The sequence below is a fragment of the Colwellia sp. MB02u-10 genome (assembly GCF_014077185.1).
GTDB lineage: Bacteria > Pseudomonadota > Gammaproteobacteria > Enterobacterales > Alteromonadaceae > Cognaticolwellia.
The window spans coordinates 1-23009 of record NZ_JACGVK010000074.1; the positions used below are offsets into that span (position 1 = coordinate 1).

Sequence of the window (23009 nt, forward strand, 5' to 3'; positions counted from 1 at the left end):
ATATTTATTCAAATTAATATACATAACTTAATATTAACATTCAACACGTTAATTTTACTTTTTGAATATAGCGATGTAGAAAGACAGATTAAATCCCGCTTTATACATAAAAGCGGGATATGAAGCTAAGCTGTATTTATATAACGGATACTGTAAGGGCTAAGGCACCAAAAATAGTGTCAACGGTATTATCTAATGAAGAGGCAATAGCAATTATTAGTGAATTAAAACACCCACATCACTTTATCTTTAGTTTGCTATATGGAAGCGGGTTAAGAAAACAGAGCTATTAAGATTACGGGTCAAGGATATTGATTTTTCTGGAAACTCTATTTATGTTTTTCGTGGTAAAGGTTCGAAAGATAGAATGACACTTTTACCCAGCTCACTTATCGAACCATTAAAGGATTAAATGAGTAGAGTCCAGCATATTCACTTGAAAGACTCGGCCGAGGGGCAAGGGAAAACAAGTCTACCTGCGGGGCTAGCCCGTAAATACCTTTATACGATTACAGAGTTTATATGGCAATATATATTTCCCTCTACTATTAGATGCCAACAGCCAACTGACGGTTATTTTTGTAGGCACCATTTACACTGGACAGCGTTAAGTAAGGCTTTAAGGCGTGCAGTTAAAAAAACGAAAGTCCATAAGCATGTTACTGCACATACTTTTAGGCATAGCTTTGCTACTTAACTCTTATTAAATGGTGCGGACATTCGAACTGTACAGAAATTGTTAGGCCATAATGATGTTAAAATAACTCAAATTTACATACATGTTATAGGTCAGCATTCTTCAGGGATTTTAAGTCCGATAGATAGAAATAAACATTAGAAAATGTATGGCAATATTTTTAGCTGGAATGTCAGTAATGCGCAGAAAGTGATCGTTAAAAATGCAAAAGTGTATGACATTGATGGGCGGCTAAGCGGAATATATATTGTGATAAATCTTAGTTAGCTGACCTAAGAAACTAGCGATAGCTAGCTTACGTTTAACGCATGAAATTGTGAGTTTACAGCTTTAGTTGATTTTGCCTATTTGGTGTTTCCATCTTTCTTTAGATAGTGCTAACTTTACTCAGCTTCCACACCTAGCTTCATATCTTGCTTTGTTTATTTGTTTTCAACGGTGAAAAAGTACTGCGGTGTAACTGCCAGCACAGTAGATAAATCAAACTATAAAGCACCATTCCTCCAGTAAGTACGCCATGCCATGTGCCATACTGCCAGCAGGCAATTAAGTAAAATCCCCCTAGGCTACCGCCAACATAATAGTGTACAAGGTATAACGCAGTGGCAGTGGCTTTCGCGACACTCGCTTTTTGACTTACCCATGCATAAGCAAGTGAATGTGTGAAAAAAGCGCCAGAACTAATAAGCAATAAACCCATAAGCATTGCGGGTAATGAGTCATAAGCTGCAACCCACATGCCTATCGCACTGATTGTTGTTCCTAATACTATGCCACTAATCGGGCTGTAAATTTGGCTCCAACGGCCACTTAACTTTGCGGTAATTGTACCGGTGAGATAACACAAGAAAATCATCGAGGTTAAGCTGATTGACAGTGAATAGGGTGGTGCGACAAGACGAAATCCCATTACCGTGTAAAGGTTAACAAACAATGAGAAATTTAGTCCACCAATCATCATGGCCAACCATAATTTACGCTCTTTCAAGTGACCAATAACATGACGACTATGAACGCGAAACTGCCCCTTTGTTGGGATGAAATTTTGCTGCTCGGGTAACAGTCGGTTAACGAGTAACGCACCGAATAAACTGAAAATAGCCATACCTATTACCGCGAGTTCCCATCCCCAATATTCAGTGATAAACCCACCATATAAACGCCCAAAAATGCCCCCTAATGAATTAGCACTAATATAGCCACCGATCGCAAGTATTAAGGCTGTTGGGGTAAATTCTTCAGCCATATATGCCACGGCAACTGCTATAAAACCAGCAAGAGAGATGCCCATCACCGCGCGTGTTAGCGTTAACGTTAGCAGTGAATCCGCTAGCAACATGGCTATACCCGTAAATGGTAATAAAAAAAGACTCAGTATCATTACCTTACGATGGCCAATCATTTCTGAACCGATGGCCCATGGCACAAGCGTAAGCGCTAACGTTAACGTACATGCCGCCAGTAACCAGTTAATTTCAATTGCACTGGCGCTAAAGGTTTTAGCCATCAAGGGCAACATAGGTTGGAACATATACAAGTTGCAAAATACGATGAAAGACCCTAATGCTAACGCAAAGCTTGCTCGGCGGTAAGCGGGTGTTTTTATTTCAATCATGGTGATTAGACCCAGACAGTGATATTTAATAATGATCACTATTAAAAAAATAATTAAACATTAGTAATATTGTAAAGATAATAAATGTGTATTGATAACAATAACTTTTATAACCAAGCTTATCGTTATCAAAATTAACAAGCTCTCTTCAGGGTTAGCACATCAGTCAAGGTCGAGGCGGACTCTTAATAATTACCGCTAGAGGGCGCCTGGTTAGATTTATGATGCACTAAAGGTGATTTTCACCTGGTCTTCGCTGCCGCTTTCTTTGCGGTGAAAGCCAACTTAATCGCAAAAATTGTGAACGCCGAGGTGATGGGTGAGAAGATGAAATGCTGACTTCAGGCCTAGTGTTTGTTTTGATGTTCGCGCTTACAGCAACTACTGTTGCAAATTATTACTCACTATATAGGCGTTATGTATGCAGAAGTACATGATATTTCGAGGGATTTGAGCAATAATATATTTGTGGTGATGTTATCGTTGGCATTAATTTTTAGGATGTATTATTTGTCTTAATAATGCCATGTGCTCAATAAAAAATAAATAACGGCTATTATGTTAAGTTTTCTCTAACCCCTTATCGGCTAATACTTGCTGCAACCGATTATTGGCTTCTTCAGTGAAAAGTAAGGAGGTTGACACTTCTTTAATATATTCATCATCAATGGCGCTATGCGCGAGTCTTAGCTCAAGTTGGCTAATAATTTTTGCTTCATAAACATAACAGGCTAGGGGCATTTTATGATGCAATGTTGGTAATAATGCTGCGCGTTTAACTTTTGCTTGTAAGGCTAATGCGTCTAATATTGAATCAGGGAAATTCCAATGTTTAGCAATAAAATAAGTCAGTTTCTTTGATTCTTTAGCCATCAAGTTTTTAAATAAAGTAGAGTTTGGCTGACAATCTGGATGAACAATAGCAAACGCATCGGTGAGCAACTGATAAATGACAAGGTCGCCTAAATTACAAATTAAACCGATAAAGTAAGCTTGAGCTGCACTAGCTTTTATGGACGATTTAGCCACCAGTGCTTTTGCTGTTATGCCGGTAGATAAGCTATGTTGCCATATTTTCTGACCATATTGTCTAAAGTAGATAGTTGAATTTGGTACTAGTTTATTAACAAAGCCGTTAATAACGCCTTCTGATAAACCATTGGCGCCTAACAGCAAAAAAGCAGATTTAAGATCCGTGATCTCTTTATTGTTACGATTATAATAAACTGAATTAGCTAGCTCGATAACCTTTGCGGCAATGGCAGGCTCTTGCTGAATTAATTGGATTAAAGCTTCAGTATCAAATTCTTGGTTATTTATCTGCTCAATAATTTTTGTTAAAGATAAGGGTAATATAGGTAAAACATCTAAAATCAATTTTGGATTTTTCAATAAACTTTGTATTTTTGATGATATAAGTTGCGATAGTTCATGGTCATTTGGTGACTCTACCCGGTTAGATTCGCCTAATAGATAATCATAAAAATTTTGTTGATATTCATCTTCAAATGAGTAAAACATGAGTCCATCGTGGTTTGTATTATTGTTTATATTAGGGTTTATATTACGGTTTGTATCAGCCTGTTGATTTTCAACTTCTTTTTCTGAATCAACACCTTGCCTGCTTTCTTCGAAATAATATATATTAGGGGTGCTACTTTCAGGTTTTTGAAATAATTGACTTAATAGTTTGTTGAACATAGCTATAAAAAACACTTAAAGGGTTAAAAGGATGTCAGTATTGAAAAAGGCCACTAAGATAACATCCAAGTTTTGACCAAGATTTTTTATTATTGTAATTTTATTTCTCTTGATAATAACTTAATTTTGTATACAAAATTAGTTTTATTTACGCTTTAATAAACAAATGTTTGAGTCAGATAAATATAAAATTTAGCATAAGTTGATGCGGTAATTAATAGCTGACTTAATAAGTGAATTAAGCTGATTAAAAATTAGCCATTATAGAAGTTGAAATATCAACTCAAAGCGGGCTTTAATCATATCATCACCAATGACAAAAATTTGCTTGGCCCAGCTGTTTTTTTTGCGCTAGTGCTCAATGTTAATGTTGGTAAAGCCACTGAGCCGACGCTATTGTTTAGTGGCAGCGTGTGCGAGTGATTATTAGTGCCGTTATTAGTGCTGCTAATATTAACGTGACCAGTGTTATTTTTAGCAGGTTAGTTAACCGGCGAAAATATTAACTTTAGCCCGAGGTTAGCCGCAAATTATTATTTTAATTACTCTGAGCAAGCTATAACAATATTATTGCTACTATCTTGGACATTATCGGGGTATTTTTCTTGTCGCTTATTTTTACCTGTGTAAAATACCGCTATTATTTCTTTCTTGTTTATTGTGTAAAACTTATCTATGTTCGAATTAAAATATCAAACACCTAAAGCTTGGGCCGATGCAGTGCTGAATGACTTCGACACCTTTTTAACTGATCATGCCGCAGCAGAAAAAAAAGCCTCAGGTATGGCCATGTCGATGATCTCTCATTATCCAGATCGAAAATCAGTAGTGAAAGCGATGGCGGACTTAGCTATTGAAGAACTTATTCACTTTAAACAGGTACTAAAATTAATTTATGCCCGTGGCGGACAATTAGGTGCGGATGAAAAAGACCCTTACATTAACCAAATTAGAAAGGTTTTTCGTAACGGCAGCGATGTATTTTTTATGGACCGATTAATAGTGGGCGGCGTAATTGAAGCCCGTGGTCATGAACGATTTTTTTTGATTGCACAAGCGCTACCAGAAGGCAAAGACAAAGAGTTTTATCAAACTATCGCTAAATCAGAAGAAAAGCATAAAAATTTATTTATTGAATTAGCTTACGAATATTTTCCTAAAGCAGACGTTGATCAGCGTTTAGCCGAAGTTTTAGACATTGAAGCTGACATTTGTGCGGCGCTACCTTTTCGTGCAGCCTTGCATTAATGTGCAATGTGCAATGTGTATTTAGGTCATAGCCTTGAAACTTATTTTTTTCTTCAAGTACAAAAGTACAAAAGTACAAAAGCACGTAAGCTTTTAAGGTAATAAGCACCATGACTAACAACAGCGCTGCGCAACAACAGCATAAAACATGCGCTAAATATTTAGCCCATTATGCTGAGCCAGAAGCACTATTGCTGGCGTCGTTTCCAGAACAGGGCAACTATCAGCACGTGCTTGTTATTCCAGCGTTTGAAGAGTCTGCGCAATTTATTGACCGATTTATTGCCTCGACACTGGTTGAGCAACAGTGTTTGTTAATCGTCGTGATTAATCAGCCCGACAGCGATTTTGGCCGTCAGCACCAACAAGCGCAAAGTGACTTAGCGCAAAGTATTACTGAACGGGGTGAACTGATTTGGCAGCAAGGTAATTTAAGTTTAATTGACCTGTGCCATTCGAGTCGCCATCAAAAGGTTAATGCGTCAATCTTAATGGTTAATCGTTACAGCCAACCCATTCCTGGGGATCAAGGTGTAGGGTTAGCAAGAAAAATTGGCGCAGACTTAGCGATAAAATTATTCACTCAAGGTCATATTAATGCTTCTTGGGTACATTCAACAGACGCTGACGCCTATCTGCCTGATAATTACTTTACCGCTCATGCTGCTAATAATGTAGCGCTTAAGCATGCCGTTGCTACTTGTTGTAATTTTTATCATCACAGTGAACACCAAGCCATTCATCAAGCCAATTTACGCTACGAAAACGCTTTACGCTATTACGTTGCTGGTTTGCACTATGCGCAATCACCTTATGCTTATTTTACTATTGGCAGTATTTTATCTTTTGATATGCTGGCCTACTGTCAGGCGCGAGGGTTTCCTAAACGCAATGCCGGTGAAGACTTTTATCTGTTAAACAAGTTGGCTAAATTGGGTGAGGTGGCTTACTTAGCTGAAGTAACGATAAAATTAGAAGCTAGGCCTTCACAGCGTGTGCCTTTTGGTACTGGGCCAGCAGTGCAAAATATCATGCAACTTGTTGAACAAGGGCAAGATTATCAATACTATAATCCAGCCGTTTTTGTGCATTTAAAAGCCTGTTTACAGGCATTTGAATGCCTATGGCAATATCGACAACAACCTGAGCTATGGCTAGCTTTTTCACCTGAAAAGAGCCAGCAGGCTTTAACCAACATAGGTTTACTGAATTTTGTGGCTAAGCAACAAGAGAACAAGCAAGCACAATTTAACAAACAACTGACGGTATGGTTTGATAGTTTTAAAACCTTGAAGTTTATTCACGCGCTACGCGATTTAGGTTTAGAGAATATAGCCCTAGAACAAGCAATAGCTGATGCACCATTTAGTATTAGTTAGTTACCTCAGCTTTTTTACTATAAATGGGGTCAAAATATAAATGGTCTATCAATGGGGTAAGTATCAATCGGGTCAGAGTCGTTAATATGTTCAATTTAAAAAAATAAGCAAGTGTAAGCTAATATTTATTCCCTTGAGTTAAATGAAATCAGTGTTGCCGCGAAAAAATAAAGCGCTTCAAAAAAGATAAAGCTCAGCATTAACGGCTTTATAGCGCAGCATGAAGCCAGCGTAAACTGACTTTTTATCGCGTTAATCAAACTGATAGTTATTTGAGTGTTATTTGATAGTTATTGGCTAGTGATTATTGCCTTATTTTTAGTAAAGCTAGCTATGAAAGATAATTATTGACGCTATTAACGACATAAAATAGGCAATCAGAACGTGCAATATGGCTTTGATTTGACGCCATGAACATTTTAAAACTGGTTGCACAGAGCAATTTATTATCAACCATTTTAAAGTACTGCTCGATCACGTTTACGCCTTGGTCGTTTAACATTTCAAGGTTTTCTAAACCCTGATCATCAAGCCAGCCTAATAGCAGTCCTTCACAGCATCCACCGTAGTTAAATTGTTCAATATTTTGTCGCAAGGTTACGCCACTATAGCCTTCGTCACGTTTGCTAAAGGATAGTTTTCGCTCTGCTTTAATGACTAAGCGCAAAGGTTTGTAAAGAATTTGCACGGCCTTATCTTGTGGTAAAGTACAATGACCATCGCTAAGGGTAAATTTTTTGATACCATTATAAGCAACATCATGTGCTTGGTCATCACCGCCACCACCACACTCAATCGTAACTACCGGGCAGGAAAAATTCAGCTCCATCATAGCGCCAATGCTAATATCAGATAAAATTAAGGTATCGCAAAAATAAGAGGTAATTGATAACACATTGGGATTAATCAACGTACTGACCGCAAAGGCAGGGCCATTACCTGAAGTATTATGTAAATCAATAATGGCTGTAGGGTTAACCTCGCGTATGGCATTTTCTATTAATGTCGCTCGTTGAATATAGCCGTCAATATTTTTATTTTTTCCATCAATACCGCCTCGAATGCTTTTTTCGTTAAAACAGCGATTTAAATCAATGCCTTCGGGCAGGTATCTGTGATGAAATAAATGCTGATAAGTAGCGGCTTCAACAGATGAAATAATGATGCGAATATTCGTTTTAGGTCGAGGTAATCTATTTCCTTTGGTAAGCCATCTATGTATGGCAATAAGGCCTGAGGGTTCATTACCCTGTAATAATGTTGAAATAACTCGCCATTCATTATTGTTTTCGCCATGGATATCTATAACGGTAAGACCAATTAACGATAACAAAAACTGCTGATGATCGGCATGTAATGTAAGACTAGATGGGTTAACTAAATAGCTTATTTCGTTAAAATCGACATCCATAAATCATCTCCGAAATGCGACCTATAATCGCGCATGTTTGTTGAGTCAGTTGCTGTTAATGATAAAGGTAAACTCGACTATTATTTGGCCACTACTTGACCTTTGTTCGAGAGTGAAAGCACAACTGAGCTAAAAAATAGTGATATATCAAAAGCAAATTTATGCTTATTTGCTGTCTCTATTTACACATTTGGCTAGCATGCCACAAGGCCATATTGTCGTTTGTTGACTAAGGTCAAATAAGCGGCTTTTTTTTGCTCTATTCTTTGCCCAATGACAGTTTTTTTGATTTCAATACTATTTTTCAGGGTTTTACTACTGCACTTACTACTGCACTTACTACGGCATCTACTGCTGCATTTAGTGTCCACATAATTTAATGAGAGTTTATTTTACTTGGTATTCGTTAAATAATTAATTATGCTAATGTTTCAATAAGAAGGAACGACAAGTATGCAAACTGTGGTTGCCAATGTTTTGGCTCAAATTGAATCTGTCGTTATTGGCAAGCCTCATCAAGTGAAATTAGCCTTGGCGTGTTTGTTTGCTAAAGGCCATATTTTAATTGAAGACTTACCCGGTATGGGCAAAACTACCTTAGCTAACACCTTAGCCTTAACTTTAGGTCTGTCATATCAACGTATTCAATTTACGTCAGATTTGATGCCAGCCGACGTTATTGGTATTGCTATTTTTGATGAAGCGACAAAGTTATTTCAATTACATCCGGGCGCGATATTTAATCAAGTGGTTTTAGCTGACGAAGTGAACCGCGCCAGTCCTAAAACCCAAAGCGCTTTGCTAGAGGCTATGGAGGAAGGGCGAGTGAGTGTTGATGGTGTAACCCATTTATTACCTGAGCCATTTTTTGTTATAGCGACACAAAACCCCATGTCACATGCCGGCACTTATCCGTTGCCAGAGTCGCAATTAGACCGTTTTATGATGCGAATTTCTTTAGGATTTCCTAATATAGATGCCGAACGTAAAATTTTACAATCACTAACATCACACCGCGATATTATAGCTATTAAGCCTTTTCTTGGTGTTGAGCAATTACGAGAAATACAACAGCATATTGCGACTATTTGTGTTGCACCTGCTATTGTAGATTATGTGATTGCACTATGTAGAGTGAGCCGACAAAGTGAGTCGCAAGCTAAGGCGTTATCGCCGCGTGCAGGAAAATCATTGCTGGCAGCCGCAAAGTCATGGGCTTTTATTCAAAATCGTGATTATGTTATACCTGAAGATATTCAAGCGGTATTCTCCCCAGTATGTGAACATAGACTAGCGCCACAACAACATCATATGTTTGAGCAAGCGGATGAGATTTCTCAGCAAATATTGTCGCAGGTTGATCCGACGAATCCGTTGCTTTAAGACTGTATTTTAAATTACAGCGTTTAATAATACAGTTAAGTTATGAGGTTAAGTCATAACTTAAGTGACGAAGTTAAGTGACGAAGTTAAGTGATTGCCATCGAGTGAAAAGGAGCTTTAGTTGTTTAGCAAAGGAAAAAACACCGTGTTCTCTTCGATAAGCTCAGGGTCGATAATCGCCAGCTTGAAAAGCCTACTGCATAAGTACTTTAATGCTTGGCTAATTCGTCGAATTCCGCAAGCCAGTCGACAACAAATCAATCATCGTAATATTTTTATTATTCCCACACGTTTTGGTGCGGGTTTGTTAATGTTTATGCTGTTGCTGTTTTTACTGGGCACCAATTATCAGAATAATGTCATTATATTGATCAGCTATTTATTAGTCAGTTTTTTCATTGTGGTTTTGCACCATAGTTTTTTTAATCTTTCTGGCTTACAGTTTCAAGCGACAAATTCATTACAAGGTTTTGTTGATTCAACGCTGTATTTTCCACTGGTGATCACCAGTAAAAAAGTGCGCTTTACTATTAGCTTTTCTTTTGATCAAGCAAAGGTAAAGACCGAACAAGTAGTTAATCACAGCGTGGAGGAAAATAAACCAAGCAAGCGTAAACCAAGCAATAGTGCGCTTAGCAAAACAACATTGGCACAACTCGAGATAGGTGAAAACAACATTCGGATACCTTATCGGGTTTGTCAACGAGGTCAATACCCACTAGGTCGCGTGTTAATTATCAGCGAATTTGGCTTTGGGTTATTTAAAACTTGGACCCGATTAGACTTTGCTCAGCAAGTTACCGCTTATCCAAAGCCTGTCGCCAATGCTTGGACCGATAAGCAACAAAATCGGGCGATTGAAGTGGCAGAAAATAACCTTGAAAGTTACCAAGACAGTTTTCAACCGGGCCAAGATGAATTTCACCAATTGCAACATTATCAACTGGGTGAACCCCTGAGTCGTGTGGCATGGAAGCATGTGGCACAAGGACAAGGTTGGTTAACAAAACAATATCAACAAGCCTTATCTGGCAAGTTGCAGTTAGACTTTGCTCGCCTGCCAAACGGCACACTTGAACAGCGTTTAAGTTGGTTAAGTTATGCGATTAAAGACTGTAGTACTAAGCAAATTGCCTTTTCATTGAAACTCCCCAACCAAGTGGTTGAGTATGACCATAGTGCACAACATACCTTAAAATGCTTAACCGCATTGGCACGTTATTGAGTGCATGATGACAAAAATAATTAAACCCAGAGTTGAACAAGGGCCTAAGCACAGTCTTAAACAAAAGCTTACACCTAGCAAAACTAAAAATTCTAGCGAAAATAGTGCTCTACAGCTTACGAGTCAAATGTATTTTTGTTTATTAATTTTTCAGCTGCTTAACCTTGCAACCTTAGTTATACAGTTGCACTTGCTATATTTGTTGTTTGCCACTTTTGCCTTGGCGCTGCAGTTTATTGTGCATTTAAATATTGCCCGCAAAGGCGCTCTGGCACCAAAGCTGAGCCCATCGATAAAAAGCTATATAACACCTAAAATATTACCGTCTTGGTTGATTTTACTATTAGCTATTTCAGGTAGTGTGGCTATCGCGGTTGCGGGGCAAACATTAGGGCTTTTGCTGAGCATGATGCATTTATTATGCTTCGCTTATAGTTTAAAGATGTTTGAAATACCGAGGCGAAAAGATTTATATCAACTGGTGGTATTAGGCATTTTTGTTGCCACCTCTTCATTAATTTTTATTCAATCTATCTATTTTTCATTGGCTGTCATTGTTTTGGTTTTTGGCAATTTAATGATTTTACTTAACTTATTTGCACCAACAATGGCGGTATTGGCACAAGCTAAATTAGTCGCTAAACTCGGCTTATATTCAGTGCCTTTAGCGGTGGCGTTATTTGTCGGGTTTCCCAAGTTAAGTCCGTTTTGGCAAGTGCCAAGTGTTGAATCAGCAAAAGTTGGGCTGTCTGATAGCGTAAAAATTGGCGATATTGCGCAATTAGCTTTGTCGGATGAATTGGCGTTTCGGGTCAGTTTTCAAAACAGTAACCCTAAACATGCTCAGCTGTATTGGCGGGCGATGGTATTAGATGATTTTGACGGAATAACTTGGCGACAAATCCGTCGAGACGAAACTCAAAATAGTCAAAGTAGTCAAAGTGCTCAAAGTAGTTATGGTTCAGCTACCTTGGAGCATGCAAACAGTTCAGCCGATATTGAATTACGTGGTACAGGATTAAGCTATCAGGTGATTGCTGAGCCTAGCTTTCAATCTTGGTTATTTGCACTCGACTTCGCCACTAGTGAGCAAGGCAATATTGGCCAGCGTGATGACTTTGCCTTGTTTTATCGCGGTATTATTAGCCAAACATTAAGTTATCAAGTCACCAGTTATCCAGAGGCCAAAATGTCAGCGACATTGTCTGATGCTAGCCGTGCTTTAAATTTGCTATTAAGCACTGACAATAACCCTAAATTGCTCGCTAAAGGCCAACAATTGCGTCAGCAGTATCCTGATGACCGCCAGTTAATTAATCAGGTGTTAACTGAGTTTAATGAAGAAAACTATTATTACACCTTGCAGCCGCCTCGGCTGAATAACCATAGTTTAGACCAGTTTTATTTCGACACTCGGGCGGGATTTTGTGAGCATTATGCCAGTAGCTTTACTTATTTAATGCGTGCTGCCGGTATACCTGCTCGCATGGTGGTTGGTTACTTAGGCGGCGAGTTCAATCTCAGTGGAAATTATTTAAGTGTTTATCAGCGCAATGCCCATGCTTGGTCTGAGGTCTGGTTACCCAGCAGCGGTTGGCAGCGCATTGACCCAACGGCAGCGGTTGATCCAGAACGTGTTGAAAGGGGATTTTCGACTAGCTTAATGCAGGAGTATGATGATTTATCTTCCGAACTTTTTTCGCTGCAAGCGTTACGTGCCATGTGGTGGTATAAGCAAGTTAAAATGCAAATTGACGCCATTGACTACCAATGGACACGTTGGGTTATTGGTTATACGGGCCAAAAGCAATCGCGTGTTATGGCGCAGCTGTTAGCGAGTTTAAAGCAGGGTAAAAATATTTTATATTTTTTGCTGATATTAGCTGGCGCCGCCTTGCTGTTTTATGGCTATAAAGTTGTCAAGGGCAAGGCGAAAGGGAAAGCTGAGGATAAAATTAAAGCCCTGTATTTAAAAACCCTAAAATTAATGGCGCAGCATCAATTGGTAAAAGCAAGGTCGATGACCGCGCAACAGTTTGCTGATGTTATTGCGACAGCTCGACCTGAGTTGTCAGCGAACTTTTGTGCTATATCAAACGGCTTTGCACAACTAAGCTATCAAAATTTTGCTGATGATATTAACCAACAAGAGCGTGATAAGCAGTTAATAAAACTACAACTTAGCTATCGGCAACTGCGTTGGCAATTATGGCTAGCCAAGCTGAGCATTGGCTAGTATTCATCGGCTAATGTTAACGGCTAATGTTAGGGGTAATCTTAAAAGGCAATAGCTAATTTTAATGCTGTTTTGATTTTAACCAAACCACTATGCCAACAATAACAAAGAAAAATAGGCTGAAAAATAATATCACCATGACCTGACGTTTTTGTCTACTGGTTAAATCTAAGCGTTCAACCTTTATAACCTTCGCACTTAAAAAAGTTTGATAATCTGTCTCAGCTAACCAGTTAACAATATTTAGCCCCATTTGGGCATTACTGTATTGATTAATATAAACATTGGTTAAAAAGTCTGCATCGGTAAAAACAATCATTCGGGTATCAGAACGAGGCGCTTGCACTTTATTTGGGCTAGCAGTTATCTCTTTATGCTCTTCAAGTACCACATAAGAAATGGGCACTGGACCAGGAGTGTCTATGCCTTGATCATATTGAATCGCTAAATTTCTGTCAGTTTCTGCCCAACTTTTTTCTGTTGATGCCGTTGCGGCAATAACCGCTAACTTAATGCTTGGGCGACGTTGGGCTAACATCTCAATGGAGCGTGGCCTAACATAAAAGGTATAATCTAAACCTTGGGTAATGGCTTTATGCTTTTGGTAGTTTTTGGTGGCAGGACTGCCGACATCGTCACCGACATGGTTGGTTAAATCAACCACAATGTCGGATTTAACCTTAAGTCCCCACTGATTAATAATGCTATTTAATGACGGATTTTGCTGTAGTTGTTCAGCGGTTAGTGGCTTATCAGGCGTGGTAACTATGGTATGTTCAACCAGAAATAAGGCATCACCACCCGCGGTTAAATAATCAATGATTAACTTATCTTCCTGTGTTGTAAGTTCAGTGCGAGCACCGGCAATAACCAGTACATCGCAATCAGCAGGGATCGACTGAGTTATACCTAACATCAGTGGTTTACTGTTAATATTGTTATCAGCCAATAACTGTTTAAAGGTCGATAAACCGACATTGTCGGTGTTTGCCAGTGAATATTCACCGTGACCAGTGAGAAAGTAAACCTGTCTTGGCGGGCTACTAGCGCGAGCAATGGCATTAGTGAGTTTTTCTTCTGTCAGTACGTCATCGCTAAAATCAACATCTTTTCGGCCATTAATTGACTGCACAATAACTTTACGTTCGGCGCCACTGACTACATTGCCAAACTTAGCGGCGAATGAAATATTCTCTATCGGGTCAATTATTTGCGTGCTGATCAGGCCAGCAGAAAGCCTTTCATACTCCTTAAATAAATCTTGTAAATATTTTGGTGGCAAACCGACATAAAACGCGGTTAATTCAACTTTTTCTTTCAGTGTGCTAATAAACTCGATAGTGTTTTTAGTTAAGGTGTGTTGTTGACTTGCCGTGACATCCCATCGCGTGGTTATGCTATTGGCCGCATAATGACTGGTAGCCAAAAAACCTATACTCACGATGATCATAGTAAAAATAAGGCAGACTTTTTTTCCTTGTGGGCCAATAAAACGGGGCTTAGTTTTGCCTTGATGAGTGGCAGCTGAATTAGTGACATTGAATGCCGCCTTTATCGCCTTAGCGTCAGTCTGATTAAGCTGACTGTTAAGCTTGAGCAAAACTAAAAATGCTATGCCGCCGCCTAATGTAAGGCCACTAGCAAGGCTTAATGACAGCAAAGAAAATTGCGCATCGATATAAAATAACGCTAAACCTAATATAAATAGCAAGAGCGCTGCGCCAATTAAAGCAGGTAATAACTTTTTAAGCAGTAAAGTTTTATTGTTTTTAATCATCATTTATTGCCACAACCTATGGTTGATGCTCAAGCCAGTTAATACCAAGCAGAGCACAATACCGGCTAAGTAATAGATAACATCGCTGGCTGTGATAATACCCATAGCGAAATTTTCAAGATGGCTACGCGTGCTGAGTTGGATCAGAAAGCTTTCTGCAAAGCCGGTGAAATACTTGGTAAAGCTGATTGAAAAATACAGTGAGAATAGGATCAGGTATGAGGTCATCGCGGCAATAATTTGATTTCGTGTCCACGACGAAGTCAGTAAACCTATGGCGATGAAAAGTGCGCCTTCTAACCAAATACCGACATAACCCGATAAAATACTGTAAGGGTCGGGATTGCCATAATACTCAACAATAAAATAATAAATGCTAGTGATGCTAATTAACAGTGAGTAAAAAATTAGCATACTAAAGTATTTACCTAACACTATCATACTCGGTGTTAAGGGGGCGGTGAGCAAAAACTCCATGGTGCCATTAGCTTTTTCTTCAGCAAATAACTTCATGGTTAATAAAGGGATGATGAAAATAAACATAAACTCCATCACTTGAAAGATATCTCGTAATGACACTTCTCTATTTTGCTCTATCAGCATAAAAAAAAGTACATTAAATAACAACAAACAAGCAATGAGAATAATGTAGGCCACAGGGCTGCTGAAGTAGCTATGTAGCTCTTTTTTGGTCAGTGCGATAATTTTATTCATCAGTAATTACTTACATTTTGGTTTGGTGTTTGTACGGGTGTTTGGATGGTTTTTTTTGATGATACAGGTGCTGACTCTTGGTGATGGTTAAAAAATATTTGCTCTAAGGTTAATGCTTGAACTTGGCTATTTTCATCTTTGGCGCTGTCGATGTTAGCTTGCTGATTTGTGCCTTTTAGCAAGGTTTGTAATGACTGATCAATAATAAGTTGCCCAGATTTAATCATTAAAATACGTTGGGCTATTTTTTCAATTTCAGGCAAGGTATGTGTGCTCAGTAACACGGTTCTTTGTTCTTTTTGGTTGTTAATAAGTGCTAACACTTGTTGAACTTGCATAGGGTCAAGGCCACTGGTGGGTTCATCTAAAATAAGTAACTTAGGCTCATGAATAATCGCTTGAGCAATACCCACTCTTTGTTTATAGCCTTTAGATAAGGTTGAAATAGTTTTGTGTTTAACCTGCTCTAATTGGCAGTCTTCTAATACTTTAGCGAGCTGAACGGCTTGTTTTTTCGCGGCAACGCCTTTTATGTCGGCCGCAAACTTTACATACTGCAACACGGTCATATTGGTATACAAAGGGGGATTTTCGGGTAGGTAACCAATTTTTTGCCGGATAGTTAAGGAGTGTTTAGTAATGTCGTCGCCATCAATGAAAATTCTGCCAGAAGAAGGTGCAAGAAAAGCGGTTATCATGCGCATTAAGGTCGTTTTACCCGCGCCATTTTTACCTAAAAATCCAACAATATCGCCTTGGTTAATTTCAAAGCTAACATTATCTACCGCCTGCAGTGCGCCAAAGTTTTTACTGATATGCTCAACTGTTAAAATACTCACTCAATAGCCTTATATAATTACGCTTAATAAATCTGACTTCATTATTATTGAATCATAAATATTATTGTCAACACAAATTATCTATGACATTGTTCATGTCTGCTAGTTTTTATGCTTAGGTCAATATAAGCGGCAGCCGCTAGTTTGAAGCTATTTTATAACTGAGCGTTTTTTACAAAATTATAGTGATGTAAAACAGCAAGAATACTCATCGTTAGACTTAGCCACTAGTAAAATAGCATTAATATAGCCCTGTCAAAAAACGCGATTAACCAATAAAAAACACTAAAGCAGTGTAGCACGAACAAATTGTTTTAGTGTTTTATAAACAACACCTTGCTACTATTTACTAGATATAAGTATCAAGATGTTTTTACATGATTTTGGCGGTACATTTACTTGGCAATATTATCCATAAAAAATGATTTTTTCATATTATCCAATTTTAGTCATTGTTGTTATAGACAGTTAACTATTATTTCTTTTTGGGGTGCTAAATAAGGAAAATAGCTAGTTTTAGCTGCAAGCGAGCATTGGTAATAGTGGCAAATTTTTGTTATTAATATATAAAATAAATCAGAGGAAAGTTTCCCCTGATTAAATGCTTAGGTGAATTTAATTATGAAGATAGTATATTCCAACGAAAGCCTTTTACTGGTTAGCAATGTTAAAAACCTTATTGAAGCACAAGGAATAAGTACCTTTATTAAAAATGAATTTTCTCAGGGCGCTATAGGAGAAATATCCGTTTTCGACTCTTGGCCTGAAGTTTGGGTTACAGATGATGCCGACTTGGAACGTGCGACAGAAATATTAGTCTCATCACAGAGTGACATGGATGGCGAAGACTGGACCTGCACAAACTGCTCAGAGAAAAATGCCCCGTCTTTTGAAATATGTTGGAATTGCGCGTCTGAAAACTCATAACTACACGCTATGAGATAGATCACACATCTAGAGTTCAACTTATAGCAAAGGTTAATTACCAAGAACTAATAGACATTCTTTTAATAAACCCCGTTGCAATAAGTGTTGCATTTACCGCTAGCACAGTGAGTCAAACTCGTTTGATAAAGGTCACAAAAATCGTAGTGCAAAGCATTAGCTTTATATTATTAACTTATTTTTTATTTTTCAGTAGATGAATCTATATAGTGCTATGTGGCAAGCAAATAAACTAAAGGTCGTTGTTTAATGTTTAAAAAAGTGTTGTTATTATTTATAGTCATTAGTTTAACCAGTTGTAAGAGCATACCCAACCTCAGTTCAATTCGTAGTGCTGAAAGCTTAATTAAACAAATAAATGCTAACGATACTGATCTTATTACCATTGCTCATCAAGCGGTTGAAACTAATCGACTTATTCAGCAAGATGTCAATAATATCAAAGTGTTACTTAAAGAGTTAAGTCAGCATGTAGGTGATTTGTGGGGCGAAGCTAAACCTCAAATACCGAGCAATAAAAAACTGGTTAAATATACTAACGACTACCAAGCGCGTGCCATTGTTGACTTTGAAAAAGGCAGTATTTTAATTGAAACTTTAGCGGCTCAGTCTCAGGCTAAAACCTTGCACAATTTACAGCGTGCCATTGTGACTACTTTATTAGCCACATCAGATCCTCGAAAAACTGATATATTTTCAAGCGAAGCACCACAACTCTCTGGCAGACCTTATTTGTACCAACAGGTGGTTGATCGCGACAATAAGCCTATTCAATATCAATGGCGTGCTAATCGATTTTCTAAGTATTTAACAGAATTTAATTTACAAAAATACAACAAAAATCAAAAACAAATTTATGCTGTTAGCATTAAAATGGTTGAAAAACATCAACACTTACGTGAACAAAAATACAGTAAGTATGTACTGGCGGCGGCTAATCGTTATCAAATATCACCAGAGTTGATCTACGGCATCATTGAAACCGAAAGTAGTTTTAACCCATTTGCTGTAAGTACCGCTAATGCCTATGGTTTGATGCAAGTTGTGCCTAGTACCGCTGGCGCCGATGTTTTTCAACGTATTAAAAAGAAAAAGGGTATGCCAAGCAAGCAGCAACTCTTTGATCCTGCTTTTAATATTGATATTGGCTCAGCCTATTTACATATTCTTAATAACAATTATTTAAAAGATGTTAGTAATGACACCAGTCGTCATTACGCCATTATTTCAGCTTACAATGGCGGCAGCGGCAATGTATTAAAAACCTTTCATGGTAATCGTAAAACCGCGATGAAAGTACTCAATAATAAATCGCCTAAAGTTGTTTATTATCTGCTCACTAAAAAGCACCCCAAGGTAGAGTCTCGTCGTTATTTAGAGAAGGTAACTAAAGCTGAAAAAACGTATTTGTAAATAGCGCTGTTGTACAACACGGTTATTAGCTGATGAAAGTTACTGTTTAGAGGGTTAGAGAGAAAATGGTATGTTAGCCAAAAATTATTTTACGGGTAATAATTTAGCGTTAGGTGTTTTTTTGTAGGTCGGACTTTAGTCCGTCAACCGTAAAGCGAGCGATTACTGTCATGGGCTAAAAAAATTTACAGCTGTATATTACTTTTGTCACTCGGTATTTATGCTGATAACCGTTAAATTTCATTTAACTTGATGGACTGAAGTCCAACCTACATGGTGCCTGCAAGTGACTATGTAGCGTTAAGCGTTTTTTGTAGGTCGGACTTTAGTCCGTCAACCGTAAAGCGAGCGATTACTGTCATCGGCCAAAAGATTTACAGCGGTATATGACTTTTGTTGCTCGGTATTTGTGCTGATAACCGTTAAATTTCATTTAACTTGATGGACTGAAGTCCAACCTACATAGTGCCTGCAAGTGACTATGTAGCGTTAGGCGTTTTTTGTAGATCGGACTTTAGTCCGTCAACCGTAAAGCGAGCGATTACTGTCATGGGCTAAAAAAATTTACAGCTGTGTATTACTTTTGTTGCTCGGTATTTGTGCTGATAACCGTTAAATTTCATTTAACTTGATGGACTGAAGTCCAACCTACATAGTGCCTGCAAGTGACTATGTAGCGTTAGGCGTTTTTTTGTAGATCGGTCTTTAGTCCGTCAACCGTAAAGCGAGCGATTACTGTCATCGGCCAAAAAAATTTACAGCTGTGTATTACTTTTGTTGCTCGGTATTTGTGCTGATAACCGTTAAATTTCATTTAACTTGATGAACTGAAGTCCAACCTACATAGTGCCTGCGAGTGACTATATAGTGTTAGGTTTTTTTTGTAGGTCGGACTTTAGTCCGTCAACCGTAAAGCGAGCGATTACTGTCATGGGCTAAAAAAATTTACAGCGGTATATTACTTTTGTTGCTCGGTATCTGTGCTGATAACCGTTAAATTTCATTTAACTTGATGGACTGAGGTCTAACCTACATGGTGCCTGCGAGTGACTATATAGCGTTAGGCTTTTTTTGTAGGTCGGACTTTAGTCCGTCAACTGTAAAGCCAGTGATTACTGCCATTGGCCAAATATGAAATAGCCAAATATTTATCACCGGTTATTATTACCAGTTTAGTAAGACGTATGTGAACAGGATATATTTTGGCAGGGGATTTTTATAGGGAACTTTGTTTCTGTGTGGATATCAGTATTAACACAAGCTATGGTTCGTTATAATGCTAGCTCAATAAGTTAGAGTCCCCACATCCTTTTATTTCAGTAATTTTAGGTGGGAATCAAGACTAAAAAACACATACGGGCAGGGCATAGAATTGACAATTAACTGGCATGATTTAATCGAAAAAGCATGGAATGATCGAAAAGTTTTACATGAATCGGATGAATTTGATTGTTGGCGTGTTTTTCATGGTTACGCTGAAGGCGCAAAAGGTGTTGTTATTGAAAAATTCGGTACTATGGCTGTGGTTGAATATAAAGAGGATATTCGTGACGATCTTGATGCGATTAAAGATGCACTGCTACAGCACTTCCCCTTCACGCTAATTCTTGCCAAAGGTGATCAATTACTTGGATTACGGTTGAAGGAAAGAATGTTTGCGCTGCATGGTGATTTTTCCGACGCTCCAGAATTTGTTAAAGAATATGGTGTTTATTACAGTTTACTTCCGGATGCGATGCATAACTGCGGTTTGTATCTTGACGCGCGTCCAGTGCGCAAATGGTTAGCTGATCATAGTGAAGGTCGTCGTGTTCTCAACTTATTTTCATTTACTGGTAGTCTCGGTATTGCTGCTTTAAAAGGTGGTGCAAAAGCCGCTATTCATTTGGATAAATCGAAAGACTTGTTACCCCGTATCGAAAAAAGCTACGAAAAAAATGGCCTTGACCTTGGCACGCGCAGCTTTATACAAGGTGATATCTATAAGCATTTACCTAAAGCAATAAAGCGTGGCCAGACCTTCGACGGTATTATTTTAGATCCGCCACCAAAAGTGTATAAGTCACCTCATTCAGAGCATCAACCTAAAGGGCAAGACTTTGCAAGATTGGTCAGTCTATGCTCAAAGCTTTTAAACCCAGGAGGTTGGTTGATTTGTATGTTTCATCGCTTTGATGCAACGTGGGATCAGTCAGATGCCGAAATTATTACCGCATCGACTCATACCTTGAAAATGATTGATCGGTTTACCAGTGAGTGTGACTTTCCTGATGAGAATGTCGATCGAAAGCTCAGAGTGACAGTATTTGAAAAGATTTAAGTTATGTCTCGCTAGCGCATAGATCAAGAAATTGTGGCCAAATAAACGATTTTATTTTTTAGCTACACTGCAAAAATAGATTATAACGGCTGTTGATAAATTATGTGTATAACAAGGAAAATCAGTTTAATGGGTTTTCCGCTTATTTTATTATGAATCATCAATGGGATGGTGGTACTAAGGCGTTTCTCTTGAGTTTGGCAAAAAATTGTAGAATCATGTCGCTATAAAGCTAGCCCAATAATATTTCAAGCCCGCGGTATATATCATCTCCGGAAAAATTAATGAGATCATCTATCAATTAACTAATACATATAGTTAATCGAAAAACCTCAAGCCCTCTACTAAAATTAATATACCAATTGAGAGCACCTCGTTGGCAGCGTTGTAACTGATAATTGCTATGTAAACGCTATAATTTAATGTCATTTATAAAGGCTGCGTAGTGCAAAGTCAGATAGCCTGTTTAACCGTACATCTAACATTTCATTTTCAACTTTCTTATTAGGTTTTTCAGCTTTTGACTCAAGCTTATTTAACGTTTCATCCCCTGGTGGTTTTAGCCGCCCAAAGATAATGCTTATAGTTGAAGTGACAGACCAGCAGGTTGTGATTAATCGCTGCTAACAAACCAAGTAATTTTTTTAATTTTTGGCTAGCTCATGTCTACATTCTAGCCAACTATGACAAGCCTGTATTTAGGTATTATATTGTTATAAGAGCAGATTGAAGTATTACTTCGTATAACATAATTATTATTTTTACGTGAGTTAACGACATGATGAGAAAAATAAACGACATATACGCTTTAAAAAATCATTGATGATATAGCTCTTCATACACAGGGAAAATGGCCAAATATAAGGCATTTATTTAATAACTAGTTGTTCTAATTATTAAATAAATAACGCAGTAGTTGGTTGTCTTAACCAGTAAAAATGATCAGACAATTAATGAGATTGGTATTATTAGTTGTGTTGTGGCTAATTTTTTCTGCGGGATAGCTGCATTTTCTACCGCTGGAATTGCTGATGCACCAATATCTGGTAAGGCTCAGTTAGTTGGAGGCCTATAGATAGTTATTGGTTCGATGTTGTTTTTTGGCGCCATAGTAGCAACGGTTACTAGCTATTTTATGAGACCAATGCAGCGGCCCTATAAACAGATAATTAATAGCATAGAATACAACCTCGAACAGTTAAATGACTTGACGTTTGACGAGCTCGATTTATTAAAAGATACAGTCGACACACTCATTGTTCATGTTAAACAGCTAAAGGAAAAACAGTCAAAAAATTAATCAACATCTAATGTAACACTTCAGTCGAGATCCTATGTCGGCTGATAATTTTTAATGTTATATTTTTACATCGCTCTTACCCTAGCAGGAAATATTATCCAAATACTTAATAATAAAGCTAATTTCAATCCTAAACATGAGACGCACAAAGAAATTTTACTTAAATTTTTAGCGCTGGTGTTAATTCTTTTAACCTATTTTTCATATATGAGTTGGAAGTACGATGCTGCTACTGGCTTTGGTGTTTCAGTGCTGACTTGGAGTTTTTTCGTCTTATGCACACCTATTGCTGATGGTGGCTTTATTTTAGCTTTTCCTATTCGATTATTATTTAACATTAAGATGGCTTATACACAAATAGTGCTTTGGTTTGTTGCTGTAGGCATCAATGTTTACATGTTTTTTCAGCACTCAAATATTTATGATTTGGCATTTGTTACTAAATTATTAAAACATATTTTATCTGAGCCTTATCCATATTGGAGTATTTTACTCATTAGTGCTTTAGGCACATTTTTATCAATATTTTTTGGTGATGAAATGATGGATGTCGCTGCACATAAAGACAGATCCATAGCGCACAGTTATGGCTTTAAATATCGAACATTGATGGTGTTAGGCTTATGTATTTTAACCGTGACTGCTTATTATTACTTACTCAATAGTTTAAATGTGGTTTCACCTTAATGAAATCAAACTAGAACATTTATTAGCTGAATTAGGCAGAACTTGAGCTTACAAATTTAATAATGAATTATTACTAAAACTGAGAACTGAGAACTGAGTGCGTCGTAAAGAGGTTAAGG

General features: G+C 37.8%; 16 protein-coding genes. 10 read left to right on the forward strand and 6 right to left on the reverse strand.

Annotated elements, in window-relative coordinates:
• Positions 1 to 736: 736 nt before the first annotated feature.
• On the forward strand, positions 737 to 838 hold the full coding sequence (locus H4J59_RS19770; protein ID WP_404851997.1) for a hypothetical protein: 102 nt from the start codon (positions 737 to 739) through the stop codon (positions 836 to 838).
• 265 nt (positions 839 to 1103) lie between these two features.
• On the opposite strand, the gene H4J59_RS02425 is transcribed toward H4J59_RS19770, so the two are convergent.
• Positions 1104 to 2312 (reverse strand): MFS transporter, encoded by a 1209-nt coding sequence (locus tag H4J59_RS02425; RefSeq protein ID WP_182236511.1) that lies wholly within the window; start codon positions 2310 to 2312, stop codon positions 1104 to 1106.
• Positions 2313 to 2873: 561 nt separating this feature from the next.
• Entirely contained in the window at positions 2874 to 4013 is a 1140-nt protein-coding gene (locus H4J59_RS02430) for an HDOD domain-containing protein (protein ID WP_182236512.1), read from the reverse strand.
• Positions 4014 to 4688: 675 nt separating this feature from the next.
• Here H4J59_RS02430 and H4J59_RS02435 point away from each other — a divergent pair.
• Both H4J59_RS02435 and H4J59_RS02440 read left to right on the forward strand, forming a co-directional pair.
• Positions 4689 to 5261: a tRNA-(ms[2]io[6]A)-hydroxylase gene (locus H4J59_RS02435; RefSeq protein WP_182184731.1), complete on the forward strand. Its 573-nt coding sequence runs from the start codon at positions 4689 to 4691 to the stop codon at positions 5259 to 5261.
• Between the two features lie 110 nt (positions 5262 to 5371).
• A complete protein-coding gene (locus tag H4J59_RS02440; RefSeq protein ID WP_182236513.1) occupies positions 5372 to 6640 on the forward strand; it encodes a hypothetical protein in 1269 nt (422 codons plus the stop codon).
• A 331-nt stretch (positions 6641 to 6971) separates the two neighbouring features.
• Here the strand turns inward: H4J59_RS02440 and H4J59_RS02445 are convergent, their stop codons facing one another.
• A complete protein-coding gene (locus tag H4J59_RS02445; protein ID WP_182236514.1) occupies positions 6972 to 8051 on the reverse strand; it encodes a succinylglutamate desuccinylase/aspartoacylase family protein in 1080 nt (359 codons plus the stop codon).
• Positions 8052 to 8504: 453 nt separating this feature from the next.
• On the opposite strand from H4J59_RS02445, the gene H4J59_RS02450 reads away from it, so the two are divergent.
• The 3 genes from H4J59_RS02450 to H4J59_RS02460 all read left to right on the forward strand — a co-directional run bounded on the left by H4J59_RS02450 (position 8505) and on the right by H4J59_RS02460 (position 12895).
• Positions 8505 to 9434, forward strand: a complete 930-nt coding sequence (locus tag H4J59_RS02450; RefSeq protein WP_182236515.1) for a MoxR family ATPase — start codon at positions 8505 to 8507, stop codon at positions 9432 to 9434.
• Positions 9435 to 9555: 121 nt separating this feature from the next.
• On the forward strand, positions 9556 to 10659 hold the full coding sequence (locus tag H4J59_RS02455) for a DUF58 domain-containing protein (RefSeq protein WP_182236516.1): 1104 nt from the start codon (positions 9556 to 9558) through the stop codon (positions 10657 to 10659).
• A gap of 4 nt (positions 10660 to 10663) precedes the next feature.
• Positions 10664 to 12895: a DUF3488 and transglutaminase-like domain-containing protein gene (locus H4J59_RS02460; protein WP_182236517.1), complete on the forward strand. Its 2232-nt coding sequence runs from the start codon at positions 10664 to 10666 to the stop codon at positions 12893 to 12895.
• Positions 12896 to 12956: 61 nt separating this feature from the next.
• Here the strand turns inward: H4J59_RS02460 and H4J59_RS02465 are convergent, their stop codons facing one another.
• Genes H4J59_RS02465 through H4J59_RS02475 form a run of 3 tightly spaced genes read right to left on the reverse strand, consistent with a single transcriptional unit; the run spans position 12957 to position 16219 of the window.
• Entirely contained in the window at positions 12957 to 14675 is a 1719-nt protein-coding gene (locus H4J59_RS02465; RefSeq protein WP_259369361.1) for a GldG family protein, read from the reverse strand.
• A complete protein-coding gene (locus H4J59_RS02470; protein ID WP_182236518.1) occupies positions 14676 to 15386 on the reverse strand; it encodes an ABC transporter permease in 711 nt (236 codons plus the stop codon).
• Positions 15386 to 16219: an ABC transporter ATP-binding protein gene (locus tag H4J59_RS02475; RefSeq protein ID WP_182236658.1), complete on the reverse strand. Its 834-nt coding sequence runs from the start codon at positions 16217 to 16219 to the stop codon at positions 15386 to 15388. Before H4J59_RS02475 ends, H4J59_RS02470 begins: the two co-directional genes overlap by 1 nt.
• 627 nt (positions 16220 to 16846) lie before the next feature.
• Here H4J59_RS02475 and H4J59_RS02480 point away from each other — a divergent pair.
• The 4 genes from H4J59_RS02480 to H4J59_RS02495 all read left to right on the forward strand — a co-directional run bounded on the left by H4J59_RS02480 (position 16847) and on the right by H4J59_RS02495 (position 22890).
• Positions 16847 to 17152, forward strand: a complete 306-nt coding sequence (locus H4J59_RS02480) for a DUF2007 domain-containing protein (RefSeq protein ID WP_182236520.1) — start codon at positions 16847 to 16849, stop codon at positions 17150 to 17152.
• A gap of 267 nt (positions 17153 to 17419) precedes the next feature.
• Positions 17420 to 18583, forward strand: coding sequence for a murein transglycosylase domain-containing protein (locus tag H4J59_RS02485; RefSeq protein WP_182236522.1), 1164 nt, complete (start codon positions 17420 to 17422; stop codon positions 18581 to 18583).
• Positions 18584 to 19955: 1372 nt separating this feature from the next.
• On the forward strand, positions 19956 to 20903 hold the full coding sequence (locus tag H4J59_RS02490; RefSeq protein WP_182236524.1) for a class I SAM-dependent methyltransferase: 948 nt from the start codon (positions 19956 to 19958) through the stop codon (positions 20901 to 20903).
• A gap of 1354 nt (positions 20904 to 22257) precedes the next feature.
• Positions 22258 to 22890 (forward strand): hypothetical protein, encoded by a 633-nt coding sequence (locus H4J59_RS02495; RefSeq protein WP_220469700.1) that lies wholly within the window; start codon positions 22258 to 22260, stop codon positions 22888 to 22890.
• Positions 22891 to 23009: the final 119 nt, after the last annotated feature.